The sequence below is a fragment of the Halarcobacter bivalviorum genome (assembly GCF_003346815.1).
Taxonomy (GTDB): Bacteria; Campylobacterota; Campylobacteria; order Campylobacterales; family Arcobacteraceae; genus Halarcobacter; species Halarcobacter bivalviorum.
Genome location: NZ_CP031217.1, coordinates 301,161 through 321,839, shown reverse-complemented (window position 1 = coordinate 321,839; position 20,679 = coordinate 301,161). Strand labels below are relative to the sequence as shown.

Sequence of the window (20,679 nt, the reverse complement as noted above, 5' to 3'; positions counted from 1 at the left end):
TATGAGTGCAGATATTTTATCGTTTATTATATTTTTACCAGCCGTAGTAGCATTTGGATTAATGATTACTACTAAGCATGTAGAAACTGTTAGAAACATTGCGTTTCTAACAACTACAGTTATCTTAGCACTTGTATTAAAACTTTATATTGAGTTTGAACCAAGTGCAGGAATGCAGTTTGTTACAAATGTTCCATGGATTGCTTCTTATGGAATTAACTACTACATTGGTGTTGATGGTTTCTCTTTAACTATTTTAATGATGATTGCTATTTTAATTCCTACTGCATATCTTCTATTATGGGAAGGTAGAACTAAAGGTTACTGGATTAATATGTTATTAGTACAAGCTGGTGTTACTGGTTCACTTTTAGCATTAGATGTAATTCTGTTCTATTTCTTCTGGGAAGTTATGTTATTACCAGTATTCTTAATGATTGGTATTTATGGATTTGGAGATAAAGTATTCACAACTATTAAAGTAACAGTATATACTATGCTTGGTTCACTTTTAATGTTTGTTGCAATGTTATATCTTGGAGTTGCATATCATGCTGAGTTTGGTTCTTGGTCATTTCAATATGATAACTTAACTCAAATCACATCATTATCTTATAATGAAAGAATCTGGTTATTTTTAGCATTCCTTTCTGCGTTTGCTATTAAGATTCCTATTTTCCCATTACATACTTGGATTATGGAAACATATAAAAATGCTCCTACAGGTGCAGTATTTTTATTATCATCAATTATGGCAAAATTAGGTGTTTATGCAATCGTTAGATTCTTAATTCCTATTTTCCCTGAGATTTATGTTGAATTCTCAGCTTGGTTTGTATTTATTGGATTATTTGGTCTTGTTTATTTTGGTGTTGCGGCACTTATGCAAGATGATATTAAAAGAATGTTTGCCTACTCTTCTGCATCACACTTAAGTTTTATTGCAGCAGGTATTTTCTCATTAAATGCTTTTGGTATTAATGGTGCTTTATATTTAATTATTGCTCACGCAATTGCAACAGGTGCCCTATTCTTACTTGTTGGTATTATCCATGATGAAACAGGATATAAAACAATTAAAGATTTAGGGGGATTAGCAAAACAGTCTCCAATCTTTACTACAATTTTTGCAATTATGTTATTTGCAAACGTTGGACTTCCAGGTACAAATGGTTTCGTATCAGAATTATTAATTATTTTTGGTATTTATGAATTCAATCATACACTTGGTTATATTTCTGCTCTTACAGTTATTATTGGTGCATCATATATGTTATGGATGTTCCAAAGAGCAATTCTACAAGATAGAGAGGGTGAAACACTTAAATTCAGAGATTTAAAAATCAAAGAAATTGTTGGTTTAGCTCCTTGGGTTGTTCTTGTATTTTTAATGGGTATTTACCCAGATATTTTTATCGATAAGTTTGAGCCTACTGTAACTCACTACTTAAATGATATTTTACATATTGGAGCAGCAAAATGAATGAATTAATACATATATTACCAGTTTCATTAATTTTAGTATCAGCTGTTGGTTTAATGTTTATGAGCATGTATGAAAATAAATTTAGTACAAAACAGTATATTACTGTTTCATCTGTGTTACTAATTTTAGCTCTAATTTTAACATTAATTCCTCTAGGTGAATCATATGCACTTAGACCATATAACAATATATTCAATGATGTTTTAATTTTTGACTCGTTTTCGAACTTCTTTAATATTTTACTTATTTTAGGTACTTTATTAACTCTATTAATTGGTGAAAACTATTTTAGATCAAGAGAGTATTTTAAAGGTGAGTTCTTCTCAATCCTTTTATTTGCTCTATTTGGTATGATGTTATTAGCAAATGCTAATGAACTTGTGACTGCATTTATTGCTTTAGAGATTGCTTCTTTTGCTGTATATGTAATGGTTGGTTATCATAGTGAAGATAGTAAAAGAGTTGAGGCAATTTTCAAATATTTAGTTCTTGGTTCATTTATTGGAGCATTTTACCTTTTAGGTGTTGTTTTAGTTTATGGTGCAACTGCAACTACAAACTTAAGTGAAATTGCAGCATATATTGCAAGTAATTCAAGTGAAGATATGTCTTTATTATATATCGGTTTAACGCTAATTTTATTTACATTCCTATTTAAAATTGCTGCGTTCCCATTCCAATCTTGGGTACTAGATGTATATAGAGGTGCACCTATGATTATTACTGCATATATGGCATCTACATTTAAAATTGCTATATTCTCTTTCTTCTTAAGAGCAGTATTACAAGATATCGCACCTATGATTGATTTCTGGGATTCAATCATGTATGTTATTATTATCTTTACTCTTGTATTTGGTACATGGCTGGCAATTACACAAAAAATTGTTAAAAGAATGCTTGCAGCATCTTCAATTGTACATACAGGTTATCTATTATTAGCATTTATTGCACTTGGACAAAATATTCATGCAGCATATGCAACAGTATTTTATCTAATTGCTTACTTATTATCAGCACTTGGTTCATTTGGTATTATTTCTCATATTATTTCTGAAACAAAAGTAAGAGTTACTTATGATGATTTTAAAGGTTTAGCAAAAGAGAGACCATATTTAGCAGCAATGATGACAATTTTCTTATTCTCACTTGCTGGTATTCCTTCTACTATTGGATTTATCGGTAAATTTTATGTATTTACAGAGGCTATCAATGCTGGATTTATTCTTTTAGCAGTATTAGCAATTATTGCTACTTTTGTATCTGTATACTACTACTTCAAGCTTATTGCAATGATGTATTTTTACCCTACAAAAGAAGAATGTTTAGAAAATGATTTTAATGATAAAAGAGTTTCAACTTATGCAATTGCATTCTTAGCAATTATTACAATTGTTGGGGGTATTGGTTCGGCAATCGTATTCTTTATACCTGCTTTAAACATCGATACACTAATAAATATGACGCAAATTGCTATTCAATCTTTATTTATTAAATCATGATGTGTTAATATGTAACATACTCGTATGATTTTTTAAAATTCAATCTAATCAACCAAAAAAACTAAAAGCCCTAGAAATAGGGCTTTTTTATTTCTATCATATATATTTTGCACAATAATTGTACATAAGTTTTAACTACTGTATACCCCTTTATAAGGACATTTTTGCTATTATATTGCTATTCATATAAAATCAAAATCACTAGAAAGGATGTCAAATGAGTGACCTAATCGAAGGTTATTTAGGGAAGACTGTAGAGAGAAAAAAAAGTAGAGTTCCAGCAAAGCTTGATTATATTCAAAGTGCAACTGGACTTTTTTTAGGTCTTTTTATGTGGGGACATATGTTACTTGTGTCTTCAATTTTAATTAGTAAAGACTTTATGTACTCTGTAACTAAATTTTTAGAGGCTAGCTTTATCTTTGATGGAGGAAACCCACTATTAGTTACAATTGCGGCACTAGTAATATTTATTGTATTTATTACACACGCAGCTTTAGGTATGAGAAAATTACCTGGTAACTTTAAGCAATACCAAGTTATGAAAGCTCACGCTGATAACATGGGTCATGAAGATACAAAACTTTGGTTTATTCAAGCATTTACTGGTTTTGCAATGTTCTTCTTAGGTTCTGTTCACTTATATATTATTATGACAAACTCTGCAGAAATTGGTCCTTACGCATCTGCTGATAGAGTATGGTCTGAATGGATGTGGCCTTTATATATTCTTTTATTATTAGCAGTTGAATTCCATGGAACAATTGGATTATATAGACTTGCTGTTAAATGGGGATGGTTTGATGGGAATGATCCAAAAGCAACAAGAAAAAAACTTAAAGCATGGAAAAAAGCATTAACTTGGTTCTTCCTAATTTTAGGATTTGCAACACTAGCAGCATATATGAAAATTGGTTACGAAAATGCACAAGCTGGTAAAGTTGGTGAAAGATATGTTCCAACTGCAAAAGTAATGCAATTAGATAATACAGGGAGGCTAGCATAATATGAAAATTAATTACTGTGATTCATTAGTTATTGGTGGAGGATTAGCTGGACTTAGAGCTGCTGTTGCTGCACAAAAAAAGGGATTAAGTACTATTGTTTTATCATTAGTTCCTGTTAAAAGATCTCACTCAGCTGCTGCTCAAGGTGGTATGCAAGCTTCTTTAGGTAACTCAAAGATGTCTGATGGAGATAATGAAGATTTACACTTTGCTGATACAGTAAAAGGTTCTGACTGGGGATGTGATCAAACTGTTGCAAGAATGTTTGTACATACTGCACCAAAAGCAATTAGAGAATTAGCATCATGGGGTGTGCCTTGGACTAGAGTTAAGGCAGGTTCAAGAGAAGCTATTATTAATGCTAAGAAAACTACAATTGTTGAAGAAGAAGAGAGACATGGATTAATCCACTCAAGAGATTTTGGTGGTACTAAAAAATGGAGAACATGTTATACAGCTGATGCAACAGGACATACAATGTTATTTGGTGTTGCAAATGAAGCTTTAAAACATGATGTTGACATTAGAGATAGAAAAGAAGCATTATCATTAATCCACGAAGATGGAAGATGTTATGGTGCTATCGTTAGAGATTTAATTACTGGTGAATTAGAAGCATATGTTGCAAAAGGAACTTGTATTGCAACTGGTGGATATGGAAGAGTATTTAGACAAACAACAAACGCTGTAATTTGTGAAGGTACTGGTGCTGCTATTGCACTTGAAACTGGTATTGCAACACTTTCTAATATGGAAGCTGTACAATTCCACCCAACTCCAATCGTTCCATCTGGTATTTTATTAACAGAAGGTTGTAGAGGTGATGGTGGTATCTTAAGAGATGTTGATGGTCACAGATTTATGCCTGATTATGAGCCAGAAAAAAAAGAGCTTGCATCAAGAGACGTTGTTTCTAGAAGAATGATTGAACATATTAGAAATGGTAAAGGTGTACCTTCTCCTTATGGATATCACGTATGGTTAGATATCTCAATTTTAGGTAGAGAGCACATTGAGAAAAACTTAAGAGATGTTCAAGAGATTTGTCAAATCTTTAATGGTATTGACCCTGCTGATGAAGGTCCTCAAGGATGGGCTCCTGTACTTCCAATGCAACACTACTCAATGGGTGGTATTAGAACTAAACCAACTGGTGAGTCTACAAGATTAAATGGTTTATTTGCTTGTGGTGAAGCTGCTTGTTGGGATATGCATGGATTTAACAGACTTGGTGGAAACTCAGTATCTGAAACAGTTGTTGCTGGTATGATTATTGGTAACTACTTTGCTGATTACTGTTTAGCTAATGATGTTACAATCCCTACTTCTACAGTTCAAAGATTCTTAGATGCACAAGATGCATACTTAGATGAAATCTTAGCTTACTCTGGAAATGAAGACATCTTTAAAATTAAAAGAAGAATGCAAGAATTAATGGATGAAAAAGTTGGTATCTTTAGATCTGGTGGACCATTAAGCGAAGCAGTAGAAGAGTTAAAAGATTTATTAGTTAAAACAAAACAAATTACTGTTAAATCTAAAGAAAGAGCTGGTAACCCTGAGCTAGAAGAAGCATATAGAGTTCCAAAAATGTTAAAAGTTGCATTATGTGTTGCTAAAGGTGCTAGAGATAGAACTGAATCAAGAGGTGCACACTATAGAGAAGATTTCTTAAAAAGAGATGATGCAAACTGGATGAACAGAACACTTTGTACTTGGCCAAATAGTGATGACCTTGAACCAACAATTGAATATGCTGACTTAGACATTATGACAATGGAAATGCCTCCAGCATTTAGAGGATATGGTGCTAAGGGAATGATTATTGAAAATGACCTTTCTGCAAAAAGACAAGCTGAAGTAGATGAAATCAGAGAAAAAATGGAAGCAGAAGGTAAAGATAGACATGATATTCAAGATGCATTAATGCCATTTGAATTACCTATGAACTATAAAGAAAGAAACGAAAGATTAGGAGATAAATAATGAGCGTTGAAAAAGGTAGAGAAATAACTATATCAGTTCTTAAATTTAATCCAAGAAGTAAGGTTTCAAAACCTCACTTCGTAGATTATAAATTAGAAGAGACACCTGGAATGACTCTTTTCATTGCTCTTACATATATTAGAGAAAATCTAGATCCAGATTTATCTTTTGACTTCGTATGTAGAGCAGGAATTTGTGGTTCTTGCGGAATGGTAGTAAATGGTAAACCTGCACTTGCTTGTAGAACACTTGTTTCTAACTATCCAGAGGGAACACTTAAATTAATGCCTATGCCAGCATTTGAATTAATCAAAGATTTATCAGTTAATACTGGTAAATGGATGGATGGTATGTCAAAAAGAGTTCAATCTTGGATTGTAAATAATGGTGAAGAGATTGATATTTCTAAGATGGAAGAAAGAGTTGAACCAGAAGTAGCACAAGATACATTTGAATTAGATAGATGTATTGAATGTGGTATTTGTGTTGCATCTTGTGGAACAATTCTTATGAGACCAAACTTCGTAGGACCTGTTGGAATGAACAGAGTTGCTAGATTTGAAGTAGACCCTCACGATAAGAGAACTGCTGAAGATTTCTATGAACTAATTGGTGATGATGATGGAATTTTTGGTTGTATGTCATTAATGGCGTGTGAAGACCATTGTCCAAAACACTTACCATTACAAAATAAAATTGCTTACTTAAGAAGAAAACTAGTAGCGCTAAGATAAGAAAAAAGAGGGTCTTCCCTCTTTTTTAAGCATATATATAAAAAGTTAATTATTCCTTGGAGTAATTAACTTTTTATATTTAGGGAGATATGCAATGGGTTTAGCGAATGATTATTTCTTACTTTATCATGGGAAACATATAGAACAAACTACTACTTTTGGAACTATAGATAATAAAAGTCAAGATGATTTCTTTGATATAAGTGCACTTATTTTATGTGTTACTAGAAAAGATTATGAAAAATATATTTCGTTAAAAAGTTTTAATGACTTAGTAACTAAAGTTACAAATAAAGAAGTTAAAAACTTAGATGATATTTATCAACTTCAACATTGTATACTTGATTCATTAAAAGTAGATACTAAAAACATTCACTTAGAGAAATTACATAGTGCTTTTGAATATTTAAAAGATGAAAATATTATTGAGAACTCTGCTTTTAAAATCTTAATCTCTTTATTTGATCCTGAAGAATTAACTGCAATAAATACTCTTGAAGCAAAAGAGGAAAATAATAATCTAAACATCTCTTTCCAAGAAGCAAAAACAAATCTTGAGAAAACAATAAAAGAGTTAAAAGAGCTTTTTAAAACTGCTGATTTTATTGAAGAGTTAGAAGAGACTAATAACTACTTAGGAAATCAAAAATTCTCAATTGGAATTACGGGTGTTATGAATGCTGGGAAATCTACAATGCTAAATGCTCTTATGGGACAAGAAATCTTAGGAAGTGCAGTAGTTCCTGAAACAGCAAACTTAACAATAGTAAAACATGGTAAACCTGAAGCAAATGTATTTTACTGGAATAAAGAAGAGTGGAATAGAATTGAGTCTTCAGCAAGTGAAATTGAATCAATTGCTGAATTTGTAAAAGAGACAAAAGCTATTTTCAAAGAGGACTTAGATAATTTAATCAAAGAAGAATCTGTAAGTGAAAAAGTTGATATTAATAATTTAGCTGCTTTCACATCAGCAGAAGCAAGTGGGAAAAAATGTAATCTTGTAAAATATGTTGAATTAAAATCAAATCTTGATTTCTTAAAAGATGGTATAGAAATTGTTGATACTCCAGGATTAGATGACCCTGTTATTCAAAGAGAAGAGATTACAAAAGAGTATTTATCTGCTTGTGATTTAATGATTCACTTAATGAATGTCTCTCAAAGTGCTACACTAAAAGATGTTGAATTTATTATTGATGCCCTACTTTATCAAAATATTACAAAGTTACTAATTGTAATTACAAGAGCAGATACTGTTTCAAAAGAGCAACTAGAAGAGGTAATTAACTATACAAAGACTTCAATAGAAAATCAATTAAAAAATCAAAATAAAGATAGTAAATTAGACTATATTCTAAACAATATTAAGTTTATTCCAATCTCTGGAAAAATGGCTTTACTTCATAGAACCAAACGAGAACAAGAAGCAATTGATGCTGGATATACCCTTGAAGACACTGGTATTTTAGAGATTGAAAACTATCTACATGAAACTCTATTTGGTAAGGGTTCTAATAAATCTGAACTTATTATTAAAGGCGCAAAAACACAAATTCAAAAGGTTATAGAAAAAGAGACTAAATCATTTAACTATGAATTAGTTTTATTATCAAAATCTAAAGATGAGCTTGAAGCTGACCTTGAAGAGTTTAATCAAAAGAAAGATACGAATAAAAGAATATTTACAAGTTTAAAAGAAGATATAAATCTATATAAAACTGATGCAAAGAGCTATTTAGAAACACTTGAAAGTTTTTTAAATACAGAGCTACTAGAACTTCAAAATATAATAAGACAAAGAGTTTACAATGATGTAAAATACTCTTTTGAAAAAACTAAAAAAAGACCTGCTAATTCAAGAATTAAAACAATAGTTGAAACAGCAATAAAAGATGGAATTATAGACATAATTAGAGACTACAGATATAAATTTATTAAAAAATCTCAAAGTATTGGTGAAGTTTGTGAACAGAAATATCAAGATTTAGGTTTTGTAATTGGACACAAAAATGATAACTTTGATGCAAGAGGATTTTTTCAAGATGATTTTAAAGCAGGTTTTTTAACTTCTTCAAATGAAGTACTTGTTTCTAAAATTACAAATGAAGTTTCAACAACTAAAGCAAATAAATTAAATGACTTAAATAGTAGTTTAGAAAAATTTATTAAAGAAGAGTTTAATTCTATTGAAAAAAATATTCTTCAAAAAGCAAAAACCGTATCTGAGATTTTAATTGAAAACTTTTTTGCTCAGATTGAAGAACCATTAAAAGTTTTTGAACATAAACTAAAAAAAGATGAAAAAACTCTACAAGAGAGAATTGCAAACTTTGAAGAGAATGAAGCAAATAAAGATGAACTAACAATAGAAATTCACAAAAAAATTAAAAAACTAGAAGCAATCAACAAAGGACTTAAATCATGAGTATATTAAGTAGTTTTGTAAAAGAGTTTAACGAAACATACAATAAAACAATTGAGATTGAATATGAAGAGGGTCTAGTTGGTGATATTAAAAAAGTTAAAGATAGACTTTTAAATGAAAAATTTCATCCTTCAATTCAATTAAAAAATATTTTAGATAAACAAATTAGAAGAGCAAGATATCCAATGGAAGTTGCTATTACTGGACAATTCTCTTCTGGTAAATCAACATTTTTAAATGCCCTGCTTTCAAGAAATATTTTACCTACAGGAATTACTCCTGTTACTTCTAAAGTAAACTTTATCAATTATGGGGATGAATACAAGTTAAAAATAACTTATCACTCAGGAGCTCATGAATACGCACCTATTGAAACAATTGCAGACTTTACAGACCAAAGACAACATGAGATGGCAGATATTAAATATCTAACACTTTATGCTCCAATGGATATTTTAAAGGACATCTCTTTTGTTGATACACCTGGTTTAAACTCACAATCACAAAGTGATACAGATACTACAAGAAGAGTACTAAGAGATGTAGGTGGAATTATTTGGCTTACACTTATAGATAATGCAGGGAAAATGTCTGAAGCAGAGGTACTTGAAGAGTATATGGAACACTTTAAAAATAAATCACTTTGTGTTCTTAACCAAAAAGATAAATTTACACAAGAGCAAATTGAAACTACAACAAAATATGTAAAAGAAAAATTCTCTAAATATTTTGCTCAAGTAACTCCTATTTCTGCAAAAATGGCTTTAGAGTCAAGAGCTGCACATAAAGATATTTTAATTGATACAGAACATGATAAATTAATTGAAAGTTTCAAAAAGGAGTTAAAGAAAAATAGAATTGAAACTTTAGAAAGCTTTGAAAAAGAGTTTAATAAATATCAAGAAGCAATCAATAAAATTAATGCAATTGATAATACAGATAATACAAAATTACTTCAAGAGTCAAATATTCAAGAGGTTTTAGATTTTATTGAAAATACAATTAGACCTCAAGCAGCTGAAGCAAAAGAGTATGCAATTAAAAAAGATTTAAAAGGTATTTGTGATATTTTAGTAAAAGAGTATGAGACTATTATTGGAGTATATGACTCTTTATGTGAAATTCTAAAAGAAGCTGAAGAGGATATTTTACAAGCCTTTGAAGATATTCATAAAACTTACTCAAAAGAGCTTTTCACTATTTACAACTCTTTAGAGAGCATTATGGAAAAAATGGCTCATGAAACTTTTAAAAGTGTAAAAAAGCAAAAAGCTTATAGATATGAAAAAAAAGGTGGTTTTTTAAATAAAGACTCTTTTGAAAAAGTTGAATATGAGACTTATTGGATAGATAGTGATAATGTTTATAAAAACCTATTTTATGATGACCAGACAGTAGATAAAATGTTTAAAAGAGCTATTAAACAACTAAAAGAAGTAGAACTTGAAAGTGCAGAAGCTTTTAGAAATGTTTATAGAGAGATAAAACAAAGAGTTCATAGATGGCAAGAACCTTATGAACTTATAAAAAAACATAGAGAAATTGCTTCTGATTCTGAGTTTTCAACAACTAGACACTTTGCTGCAAAAGTATATGAAAATGTATTAAGATCGTTCCACCGTGCTATTTTAGAAAATATTTCAGCTCTTAGAAAAAAATTTGCATACTTTAATGGAGCTTTATCTTACTCATATATTCAAACAACTCAAGCAACTATTGCTCATTTTGAACAACAAATTGCTGAGTCAGTAGCTTTATATGAAAAAGAGCCTGCAAAGTTTAATGTATATCATCCAAGAGAAGATGAAATTCTTACAAAATTAAAAGCAAATTTTGGATTTGAAAAAATTGAAGATTTCTTAACTTCAAAAAGAAATTATTTATATAAAATTATTCAATATTCAAAAAATCAATATTTAGAGATAAATGAAGATAGAATTAACTTTGTTAGTTCTAAAAAAGCTAATTACTTAAACAAGATAGAAGACCTTAAAAACATTAAAGATGAGATATAAAATCTTATCTTTTTAATGTTTTTCCTCCAAAGAATTATAATACTATTCTAATCTCTTTGTTTAAAGTTATTATAATAATACAGAAACGATTGTGTCGAATATTCGCACTTATTAAAAAAATCAAAAAACTTAAGAAATAATCATAATGATTAACAACGATTTAAATCAAAATGTGTGAAACTTGCATAAATATTTATATAAAAAAAATTGGAGATAAAATGAACGCATCAGATTTATTTATTAAAGCGTTAGAAAATGAAGGTGTTGAGTACATATTTGGTATCCCTGGGGAAGAGAATCTAGACTTACTAGAAGCGCTTAGAAAATCAGATAAAATCAAATTAATCTTAACTAGACATGAACAAGGTGCAGGATTCATGGCTGCAACTTATGGTAGATTAACTGGAAAAGTTGGAGTATGTGTATCTACATTAGGGCCTGGTGCTACTAACTTTGCTACTGCTGCTGCATACGCACAACTTGGAGCTATGCCAATGCTTATGATTACTGGTCAAAAACCAATTAAAAAATCTAAACAAGGTAGATTCCAAATTATTGATATCGTTAGAATGATGAGACCAATGACAAAATATGCTAAGCAAATTGTAAATGGTAACAATGTTCCTTCAGTAGTAAGAGAAGCATTTAAAATTGCTACAACAGAAAGACCAGGTGCAGTTCATATCGAATTCCCTGAAGATATTTCTGCTGAAGAAGATGTAGAAAATAACATCTATCCAGTTCAAGCTTTCCAATATCCAACAGCACACAAAAAAGCTATTGCTGATGCAGTTAAAATGATTGAAAAAGCAAAAAGACCATTATTATGTATTGGTAATGCTGCAAATAGAGGTGAAATTTCTACTGCATTAACTGATTTCGTTAATGAAACTGGTATTCCATTCTTCTCTACTCAAATGGGTAAAGGTGTAATTGATGAAAACCACAAATTATGTTTATCAACTGCTGCATTATCTAAAGATGACTTTATTCACTGTGCAATTGAAAGAGCTGATTTAATTATTAATGTTGGTCATGATGTAATTGAAAAACCACCATTCTTTATGGAAAATGAAGAGGGAGCTGCAAAAGTTATTCACGTAAACTTCTTCCCATCTGAAGTTGATGATACTTATTTCCCACAACTAGATGTTGTAGGTGATATTGCTTCAAGTATGGAAAAAATTACAAATGCTATTTCTAAACAAGACCATTGGGATTTTGATTACTATGTAAGATTAGCAGATGAAATCAGAACTAGACTTTCTAAATACTTTGGTGATACAAGATTCCCAATCTTACCTCAAAGAGCAGTTAGAACTATTAGACAAACATTAACTAGTGATGATGATATCGTAACACTTGATAATGGTGTTTATAAAATCTGGTTTGCAAGAAACTATAGATGTGCTAAACCTAACACACTATTATTAGATAATGCTCTTGCTACTATGGGTGCTGGTCTTCCATCTGGTATGGCAGCTAAAATGGTAAACCCTAACTCTAAAGTTGTTGCTGTTTGTGGAGATGGTGGATTCATGATGAATGACCAAGAGATGGAAACTGCTGTAAGACTTGGATTAGACTTAACAGTTATTATCTTAAATGATAATGCATACGGAATGATTAAATGGAAACAATCTGGTATGGGATTCGATAACTTCGGACTTGATTTAGGTAACCCTGATTTTGTTAAATTTGCTGAGTCATTTGGAGCAAAAGGATACAGACCTGAGTCTTGTGAAGAGTTTGAAGAAGTTTTAGAAAAATGTGTAAATAGTAAAGGTGTTCACTTAATTGACCTTGCTGTTGATTATTCACTAAACCATGCAATTTTAAATGAGTTATTAGCTAATAAAACTTGTATGCTATAATAAACAAAAACCAAAGTAAAGGAAGAAAATGAGTACAATCGAAGTAACATCACCATTTGATGGTAGAGTAGTTGGAGAGGTTCCATTTACAAGTGTAGAGGGTGTAGAAAAAGCAATTGACCTTGCATATGAAAAATTTTTAGATGTTGATAACTGGATTCCAAAGTACAAAAGAATTGAAATTTTAGAAAACTTAATGAAGATTATGTCTTCACAAGTAGAAGAATTAACAATTCTTTGTGCTAGTGAAGGTGGAAAACCATATATAGATTCAAAAGTTGAAATCCAAAGAGCTATCAATGGTGTAAAAATTGCTATTGAGCAATTAGGTATTCAAGAAGGTCAAGAGATTGCAATGGGTCATACAGCATCAAGTGCTAATAGAATGGCTTACACTATGAAAGAACCTATTGGAGTAGTTGCTGCTATTTCTGCATTCAACCACCCATTTAACTTAGCAGTTCACCAAGTAATCCCTGCATTAGCAGTTGGTTGCCCTGTAATTATTAGACCTGCTACACAAACTCCAATGTCTGCTGTTAAATTAGTTGAGTTACTAAAAGAGGCTGGACTTCCTGATGGTTGGGCACAAGCTGTAGTTTGTGATAGACAAGGAGGAGAGTTATTAGTAACATCTCCTAAAACTGCATTCTTTACATTTATTGGTTCAGGACCTGTTGGTTGGTACTTAAACTCTAAATCAAGCCCTGGTACAAGAGCTGCATTAGAGCATGGTGGAGTTGCACCAGTTATCGTAGAACCAGATGCAGATATTGATGCAATGATTCCAGACTTAGGAAAAGGTGGTTTCTACCATGCTGGTCAAGTTTGTGTATCTGTACAAAGAGTATATGTACATGAATCAATTGCCAATGAAGTAGCTGCTAAATTATCTGATTATGCTTCTAAATTAGTTGTAGGAGATCAATTAGATCCTAAAACTGAAGTTGGTCCACTTATTAACCACAACGAAGTAAACAGAGTTGAAGAGTGGGTTAATGAAGCAGTTCAAAAAGGTGGAAAAATTTTAACTGGTGGAAAAAGAATCTCTGATTCTTGTTTTGAGCCAACAGTAATTTTCAACCCTGCTGATGATGCTTTAGTATCTACAAAAGAAGTATTTGGACCAGTAGTAATTGTTTACTCTTACTCAAATATTGATGAAGCAATTAAAAGAGCAAATGCACTTGATGTTTCTTTCCAAGCAGCAGTATTTACAAAAAATATTGATACAGCTTTAAAAGCAGTTAAAAGATTAAATGGTACAACTGTAATGGTTAATGACCATACTGCATTTAGAGTTGACTGGATGCCATTTGGTGGTGCAAAAACTTCAGGACTTGGATTAGGTGGTATTCCTGATTCTATGAATGAGATGCAAAACCAAAAAATGATGGTTATTAAATCTCCAGTATTATAGTACTTTTATAGAAAGAGTTTATACTCTTTCTATATCCTTTCAAACACACTTCTTTAAAATCCCTTAAGCCCGTTTATATGATTATTTTGGTATAAGTTTCCATTCAAAATTATTTTAATAAAAAAAGAACACATCTGTGTTCCCCTTTAGATTTTGCTACTTTTAGGATTTTTTATAAATCCTTTTAAAAAGTAGATCAATATTAAAATAGGTCCCTTTTAAATGGGACTATTTAAAAGGAAACCTATGAATTTACACGAATATCAAGCAAAAAACCTTTATAGAAAATATGATATTCCAACTACAAAAGGTAAACTGCTTACTCACCCTTCTCAATTAGATGATATTTTAAGAACTATTGGGGAAGATAAATGGGTAATTAAAGCTCAAGTTCATGCAGGTGGAAGAGGAAAAGCTGGTGGAGTTGTTGTAGTTGAATCTAAAACAGAAGCAAATGATGAAGTTAGAAGATTACTAGGAAGTAGACTTGTAACACACCAAACAACAAAAGAGGGTCAACCAGTAAACTCAATTTTTATTGAAGAGCCTTGTGAAGTTGTAAATGAAATCTATTTAGCTTTTGCAGTTGATAGAACTACTCAAAGAATTATGATTATCACATCAAGTGAAGGTGGTATGGAAATTGAAGAAGTAGCAGAAAAATTTCCAGAAAAAATTCTAAGAAATCCTATTAATCCTGTTGTTGGAATTATGCCTGCACAATGTAGACAAATTTGTGATGACTTAAAACTAGATAGAACTCTTTCAGCACAAATGATTGACTTAATGCAAAAAATGTATAAAATGTTTATTGAAAATGATTTATCACTTGTTGAAGTAAACCCTTTAGTTGTTACAAAACAAGGATATTTAGTATGTCTTGATGGAAAAATTCAAGTTGATAATTCAGCACTTTATAGACAGCCTAAAATGAATGAGATTAGAGATGAGTCTCAAGAAGATGCAAGGGAATTAAAAGCAGAAAAACTAGACTTAAATTATGTAAGCCTTGATGGAAATATTGGTTGTATGGTAAATGGTGCTGGTCTTGCAATGGCTACAATGGATTTAATTAAAACCCATGGAGGAGAACCTGCGAACTTCTTAGATGTAGGTGGAAGTGTAAATGAAGGAAGAGTTATTGAAGCCTTTGAAATAATTCTTTCAGATGAAAAAGTAAATGGTATTTTAGTAAATATTTTTGGTGGTATTGTAAGATGTGATATTATCGCTTCTGGTATTATTGCAGCCGCTCAAAAAATGGAAATAAAAGTACCCGTAGTTGTAAGACTTGAAGGTACAAATGCCAAAGAGGGCTTAGAACTAATTAAAAACTCAAATATTAAAATCTATGAAGAAGCGGACTTAGATAAAGCTGCACTAAAAATAATTGAATTAGCACAAGGGGCGAACTAATGGCAATTTTAATTGATAAAAATACAAAAGTATTAGTTCAAGGTTTAACAGGAGCACAAGCAAGTTTTCATACAGGAAGAGCAATTGCATATGGAACAACTGTTGTAAGTGGTGTAGTTCCGGGTAAAAGAGGACAAAGACACTTAGATTTACCAATTTATAATACAGTAGAGTGTGCAAAAAGATTAACAGGAGCAAATGCTTCTATTATTTATGTACCAGCTCCATTTTGTAAAGATGCAATTATTGAAGCTAGTGAAAATGGAATTGAAACAATTGTTTGTATCACAGAGGGTATTCCTACTATTGATATGCTTGATGTAAAAGCAGCAGTTGATTTAAATGGTTCAACACTTATTGGTCCAAACTGTCCAGGTATTATCACTCCAGGTCAATGTAAAATGGGAATTATGCCAGAAGCTATACATATGCCAGGAAGTGTTGGTATTGTATCAAGGTCTGGTACTTTAACTTATGAAGCAGTAAATCAGTCAACTTTAGCAGGATTTGGACAAAGTACTTGTGTTGGTATTGGTGGAGACCCTGTTCCAGGAAGTGATTTTATTGATATTCTACAAAGATTTGAAAATGACCCAGAGACTAAAGTAATTGTAATGATTGGTGAAATCGGTGGGGCAAAGGAAGAAGCTGCTGCTGAATTTATTAAATCAAATGTTACGAAACCTGTAGTCTCTTATATTGCAGGAGTTACTGCACCTAAGGGTAAAAGAATGGGACATGCAGGAGCAATCATTGATGGAAGTAAAGGAACTGCTGATGAGAAGTATGCAGCATTAGAAAGAGCTGGTGTTACAACAGTTAGAACAATTACTTCTATAGGTGAAGCCCTAAAGGCTGTTCACCCATAAATTAATAACTTAAAGTAGTAAAATCACTATTTAAAAGTTGTTCTGCAACTTTTGGTGGTTTTGCAACTGTTATTCCCTCAATTAATACAGATACATCTTTCCCTGCATTTGGTAAATATAATGGACAAATTTCAACTTTTGCCCCTTTTTGCATAATTGCTTGAAGCATCATTTTTGGACTTTTATTCATTGGTTTTAAAACTTCACTCTCCATACCAATTACTGCTAAATCCCCTGCTTTTGAACAAAGTGTCATATTTACTTCTTTACCTTGCTTTAGTGTCATCATTGATAAAACCATTGCCATTTGTTGTGTTTGTGCATCAGCAGCAGTTAAAACAACATTTAAACCTTTTTTTTGCTCTGCAAAAGAGTTTGTTACAAGTAATGATAAACAAATACTTACTAAAAAAACTAATTTTTTCATCTTTTCTCCTAATAATAATTCTCATGATTTTTGAGTAAGCAAGTATATTTTTTTTAAACTTATAAGATAATAAAAAATTATAGTTTAAATATTAATAATTCTTATAACATTTATTTGAATAATAAAAGAAAAATAGATTTTGATGTATAATACGAAAAATTTACATGAAAGTAAAAAATGGAACTAACACAAGAACAATTAAACCAGTTCAATGAAGATGGTTTTTTAATAATCAAAAACTTTGCAGATTCAAAATTATGTGATGAAATTTTAGAAAAAGCAAAAGAACATTTAGTAAAAAAACAAGCTCCAATTGAGACTGAACAAGAATATATGAGTCTTGATGAAGATAAAATTACAGTTAGAAGATTAAGACAAGTTTACGATAGAGAAGAGATTTTTAAAAAGTGGATGACAAATAAAGAGATAAGACCTATTTTAAAACAGATTTTAAAAGATACTCCGGTATTAACCCTTGCTCACCATAACTCAATTATGACTAAACTTCCCCATGAAAGTACAAGAACTTATTGGCATCAAGATAGAAGATATTGGAGTTTTGAAAATGATGATTTAGTATCAGTTTGGTTAAGCTTAGGAGATGAATTTTTAGAAAATGGTCTTTTAGAGTTTATTCCAGGAACTCATAAAATGAAATTTGATAAAAGCTCTTTTGATGAAGTAGATAATTTTATTGATGAAAATGAAGAGAATCAAAAAATAATTGAAAAAAGAACTCATCAAAATTTAGCTAAGGGAGATATTGTTTTATTTCACTGTAAAACACTTCATCATGCAAATAAAAACTCAACTGACAATGCAAAAATCTCATTTGTATATACAGTAAGAGCACAATCAAATAAACCACTTAAAAATACAAGAAGTGACTTTAAGGAAATAGTTCTTGACTAATGATTTAATAAATTTATTAAAAGAAAAAACCTCTTTTTCAAAGGTAGTTATTGAAAATATAATTAAACTACTTGAAGAAGGTTGCACAATCCCTTTTATTGCAAGATATAGAAAAGAGTTAACAAATAATGCAAATGATGAAGAGCTTCGTGTTTTTGAAGAAGTTTATGCCTATTCACAAAAGTTTTTAGCAAGAAAAGAGGAGATTATCTCTATTTTAGAAGAGAAAAATTTTTTAAATGATAATGTAAAATCTCAACTAGAAGCAGCCTTGACTATACAAGCTTTGGAAGATATTTATACCCCTTTTAAAGATAAAAAATCTTCAAGAACAACAAAAGCAATTGAGAATGGTTTAGAACCTTTTGCAAATATAATCCAAAGTTTAAAATATACAAAAGAAGAGATTGAACAAAAAGCAAAGCAGTTTTTAAATAAAGAAGTTACTTCTATTGAAGATGCTATAACAGGAGCAAAAGATATTATTGCTCAAAGATATGCAGATGATTTTAAATCAAAAGAGATTATTAGAAACCAAATAGCAAATTGGGGAATACTTGAAATCAAAAAAGCTAAAGAGTATGAAGAAAACGGTTTATACTCTAACTTTGTTGATAAACAAGAGAAAATAAAATATATAAAATCTCACAGAACTCTAGCAATTTTAAGAGCGGCAAATGAGAAACAACTCTCTGTAAAAATTGAGATTGATGAAAAAGCTATTTGTGAAAATATAAAAAAATATAAAATTCCAGAATGGGCAAACTCTTCAAAAGAGATAGTATTTGATGCTTATAAAGATGGATTAAAAAGACTTTTACTCCCTAGTTTAAAAAGAGAAGCCTTAACTACTTTAAAAGAGAAAGCAAGTAGTGAAGCTTGTGAACTTTTTGGTAAAAATTTAAGAGAATTGCTACAAACTGCACCTTTAGTAAATCAAATTATCTTAGGAGTTGACCCTGGATATAGAACTGGTTGTAAATTAGCAGTAATTGATGAAAATGGTTTATATTTAGCTTCAAGTGTAATTTACCCAACAAAACCAAAAGAGGATTTTCTTAACTCTTCTAAAATAGTTTATGATTTAATCAATAAATATAAAATTACTTCAATTGCTATTGGAAATGGTACTGCTTCAAGGGAGACTGCTGATTTTATTGCAAATTTAATAAAAGAAAAGAATCTTAATATAAACTATGCAATTGTTAGTGAAATAGGAGCAAGTGTCTATTCTGCTTCAAAGATAGCAGCCCTAGAATATCCAAATCTTGATGTGACAATTAGAGGAGCTATCTCTATTGCACAAAGACTTCGAGACCCAATGGCAGCACTAGTTAAGATAGACCCTAAATCACTTGGAATAGGACAATATCAACACGATATAAATCAAAAAGAGTTAGGTCAAAAATTAGAAAATACAACTATAGATTTAGTAAATAGAGTTGGAGTAGATTTAAATTCTGCTTCATATAAACTTTTATCTTTTGTATCAGGGATTAGTGAAAAACTTGCAATAAATATTGTGCAATTTAGAGAAAAAATAGGAAAATTCACTTCAAAAGAAGAGCTTTTAAAAGTAAAAGGAATTGGAGCAAAGGCTTATGAACAAGCAGTTGGTTTCTTAAGAATTAAAGATGGAAAATCTATTTTAGATAATACAGGTATTCATCCAGAAGATTATGAAATCACAAAAAAACTTCAAAGTAATTATAAAATTGAAGAGCTTGAAGATAATCAAATTGAAACAATTGCTAAGGAGCTAAATGTAAGTTCTTTAAAACTAAAAGATATTGTATTAGAGCTAAAAAAGCCGGGATTTGATATAAGAGAAAATTTTAACCAAGTAAAATTTGCACAAGATATAACTTCAATAGAGGACTTAAAAGAAGGTTTTGTTTTATCAGGTATTGTTAGAAATATTACTGACTTTGGAGCTTTTGTTGACGTGGGATTAAAAAATGATGCCCTACTTCATATTTCACAAATTTCTAATAAAAGAATTTCACATCCAAGTGAAGTTTTAAGTATCAATCAAAATTTAGAAAATATAAAAGTTCTAAGTGTTGATTTAGAAAAACAAAGAGTAAGTTTGAGTTTAAAATAACTCTTGATTTTCATCAACACAACTACTCCTAATTTTGATTATAATTATCAAAAAGGAGTTTTTATGACTTATTCAATTGTTCTTATTATTCATCTATTTTGTGCAATTATATTTATTGGTTTTGTTTTTGCAGATACAGCAATACTTCCTGCAATGAAAAAAGTTTTAAGTGAACAAGAGTATCAAAAAATCATGCAAGTAATTTCAAATAGAGCAAGAAAAGTTTTCCCTTTTGCTCTTTTAGTTTTAGTTATTACAGGAGGTTTTATGGTATCAAAATTTATTAACTCTTCTTTAGGATATTTTTCTTCAAACTTACAAATCTTACTTATGTTAAAAATATTTTTTGCTTTATTAATTGTTTGTGGAGTTATCTATTCTCTTTTAATGAGAATCTTTAAAAAAACACCTCATCCAAGAATGAAACATTTTCATAAATTTGTTTTAATAAACGGGATTTTTATAATTATTTTGGCTAAATTAATGTTTGTAGTATAAA

At 30.4% G+C, this 20,679-nt stretch carries 15 protein-coding genes; 14 read left to right on the top strand and 1 reads right to left on the bottom strand.

The window, feature by feature from the left end; all coding sequences use genetic code 11:
* Position 1 precedes the first annotated feature (1 nt).
* The 11 genes from ABIV_RS01635 to sucD all read left to right on the top strand — a co-directional run bounded on the left by ABIV_RS01635 (position 2) and on the right by sucD (position 16,737).
* Positions 2-1,483 (top strand): complex I subunit 4 family protein, encoded by a 1,482-nt coding sequence (locus ABIV_RS01635; protein ID WP_114838239.1) that lies wholly within the window; start codon positions 2-4, stop codon positions 1,481-1,483.
* Positions 1,480-2,988, top strand: coding sequence for an NADH-quinone oxidoreductase subunit N (locus ABIV_RS01630; RefSeq protein ID WP_114838238.1), 1,509 nt, complete (start codon positions 1,480-1,482; stop codon positions 2,986-2,988). The genes ABIV_RS01635 and ABIV_RS01630 overlap by 4 nt, the downstream gene beginning before the upstream one ends.
* A 217-nt stretch (positions 2,989-3,205) precedes the next feature.
* Positions 3,206-3,994, top strand: a complete 789-nt coding sequence (locus tag ABIV_RS01625) for a fumarate reductase cytochrome b subunit (RefSeq protein WP_114838237.1) — start codon at positions 3,206-3,208, stop codon at positions 3,992-3,994.
* A gap of 1 nt (position 3,995) precedes the next feature.
* Positions 3,996-5,981 carry a fumarate reductase flavoprotein subunit gene (locus ABIV_RS01620; RefSeq protein WP_114838236.1) on the top strand — a complete coding sequence of 662 codons (1,986 nt, stop codon included), beginning with the start codon at positions 3,996-3,998 and terminating at the stop codon, positions 5,979-5,981.
* Positions 5,981-6,715 (top strand): fumarate reductase iron-sulfur subunit, encoded by a 735-nt coding sequence (locus ABIV_RS01615; RefSeq protein ID WP_114838235.1) that lies wholly within the window; start codon positions 5,981-5,983, stop codon positions 6,713-6,715. The genes ABIV_RS01620 and ABIV_RS01615 overlap by 1 nt, the downstream gene beginning before the upstream one ends.
* Before the next feature lie 94 nt (positions 6,716-6,809).
* Positions 6,810-9,143: a dynamin family protein gene (locus ABIV_RS01610; RefSeq protein ID WP_114838234.1), complete on the top strand. Its 2,334-nt coding sequence runs from the start codon at positions 6,810-6,812 to the stop codon at positions 9,141-9,143.
* On the top strand, positions 9,140-11,158 hold the full coding sequence (locus ABIV_RS01605; protein ID WP_114838233.1) for a dynamin family protein: 2,019 nt from the start codon (positions 9,140-9,142) through the stop codon (positions 11,156-11,158). The genes ABIV_RS01610 and ABIV_RS01605 overlap by 4 nt, the downstream gene beginning before the upstream one ends.
* Positions 11,159-11,376: 218 nt before the next feature.
* Complete coding sequence (locus ABIV_RS01600; RefSeq protein ID WP_114838232.1) at positions 11,377-13,032, top strand: acetolactate synthase large subunit; 1,656 nt, start codon at positions 11,377-11,379, stop codon at positions 13,030-13,032.
* 28 nt (positions 13,033-13,060) lie between these two features.
* Positions 13,061-14,452: an aldehyde dehydrogenase family protein gene (locus tag ABIV_RS01595; protein ID WP_114838231.1), complete on the top strand. Its 1,392-nt coding sequence runs from the start codon at positions 13,061-13,063 to the stop codon at positions 14,450-14,452.
* A 246-nt stretch (positions 14,453-14,698) separates the two neighbouring features.
* Positions 14,699-15,868, top strand: coding sequence for an ADP-forming succinate--CoA ligase subunit beta (gene sucC / locus ABIV_RS01590; protein WP_114838230.1), 1,170 nt, complete (start codon positions 14,699-14,701; stop codon positions 15,866-15,868).
* Positions 15,868-16,737, top strand: coding sequence for a succinate--CoA ligase subunit alpha (sucD, locus tag ABIV_RS01585; protein ID WP_114838229.1), 870 nt, complete (start codon positions 15,868-15,870; stop codon positions 16,735-16,737). The genes sucC and sucD overlap by 1 nt, the downstream gene beginning before the upstream one ends.
* Position 16,738: 1 nt before the next feature.
* On the opposite strand, the gene ABIV_RS01580 is transcribed toward sucD, so the two are convergent.
* A complete protein-coding gene (locus ABIV_RS01580) occupies positions 16,739-17,164 on the bottom strand; it encodes a DsrE family protein (RefSeq protein ID WP_114838228.1) in 426 nt (141 codons plus the stop codon).
* A 177-nt stretch (positions 17,165-17,341) separates the two neighbouring features.
* On the opposite strand from ABIV_RS01580, the gene ABIV_RS01575 reads away from it, so the two are divergent.
* From ABIV_RS01575 to ABIV_RS01565, 3 genes are all read left to right on the top strand, one after another.
* Positions 17,342-18,076, top strand: coding sequence for a phytanoyl-CoA dioxygenase family protein (locus ABIV_RS01575; RefSeq protein WP_114838227.1), 735 nt, complete (start codon positions 17,342-17,344; stop codon positions 18,074-18,076).
* Positions 18,069-20,180: a helix-hairpin-helix domain-containing protein gene (locus tag ABIV_RS01570; RefSeq protein ID WP_114838226.1), complete on the top strand. Its 2,112-nt coding sequence runs from the start codon at positions 18,069-18,071 to the stop codon at positions 20,178-20,180. The genes ABIV_RS01575 and ABIV_RS01570 overlap by 8 nt, the downstream gene beginning before the upstream one ends.
* A 63-nt stretch (positions 20,181-20,243) precedes the next feature.
* The gene (locus tag ABIV_RS01565; RefSeq protein WP_114838225.1) at positions 20,244-20,678 is read left to right on the top strand and encodes a hypothetical protein; all 435 of its coding nucleotides are present in this window, start codon (positions 20,244-20,246) and stop codon (positions 20,676-20,678) included.
* Position 20,679: the final 1 nt, after the last annotated feature.

Excerpts from the sequence above, each read along its gene's own strand:
- ABIV_RS01575 (WP_114838227.1), top strand. The coding sequence starts at position 17,342 with ATGGAACTAACACAAGAACAATTAAACCAGTTCAATGAAGATGGTTTT.
- ABIV_RS01565 (WP_114838225.1), top strand. The coding sequence starts at position 20,244 with ATGACTTATTCAATTGTTCTTATTATTCATCTATTTTGTGCAATTATA.
- sucD (WP_114838229.1), top strand. The coding sequence starts at position 15,868 with ATGGCAATTTTAATTGATAAAAATACAAAAGTATTAGTTCAAGGTTTA.
- ABIV_RS01630 (WP_114838238.1), top strand. The coding sequence starts at position 1,480 with ATGAATGAATTAATACATATATTACCAGTTTCATTAATTTTAGTATCA.
- sucC (WP_114838230.1), top strand. The coding sequence starts at position 14,699 with ATGAATTTACACGAATATCAAGCAAAAAACCTTTATAGAAAATATGAT.
- ABIV_RS01580 (WP_114838228.1), bottom strand. The coding sequence starts at position 17,164 with ATGAAAAAATTAGTTTTTTTAGTAAGTATTTGTTTATCATTACTTGTA.
- ABIV_RS01610 (WP_114838234.1), top strand. The coding sequence starts at position 6,810 with ATGGGTTTAGCGAATGATTATTTCTTACTTTATCATGGGAAACATATA.
- ABIV_RS01595 (WP_114838231.1), top strand. The coding sequence starts at position 13,061 with ATGAGTACAATCGAAGTAACATCACCATTTGATGGTAGAGTAGTTGGA.
- ABIV_RS01615 (WP_114838235.1), top strand. The coding sequence starts at position 5,981 with ATGAGCGTTGAAAAAGGTAGAGAAATAACTATATCAGTTCTTAAATTT.
- ABIV_RS01600 (WP_114838232.1), top strand. The coding sequence starts at position 11,377 with ATGAACGCATCAGATTTATTTATTAAAGCGTTAGAAAATGAAGGTGTT.
- ABIV_RS01625 (WP_114838237.1), top strand. The coding sequence starts at position 3,206 with ATGAGTGACCTAATCGAAGGTTATTTAGGGAAGACTGTAGAGAGAAAA.
- ABIV_RS01620 (WP_114838236.1), top strand. The coding sequence starts at position 3,996 with ATGAAAATTAATTACTGTGATTCATTAGTTATTGGTGGAGGATTAGCT.
- ABIV_RS01635 (WP_114838239.1), top strand. The coding sequence starts at position 2 with ATGAGTGCAGATATTTTATCGTTTATTATATTTTTACCAGCCGTAGTA.
- ABIV_RS01605 (WP_114838233.1), top strand. The coding sequence starts at position 9,140 with ATGAGTATATTAAGTAGTTTTGTAAAAGAGTTTAACGAAACATACAAT.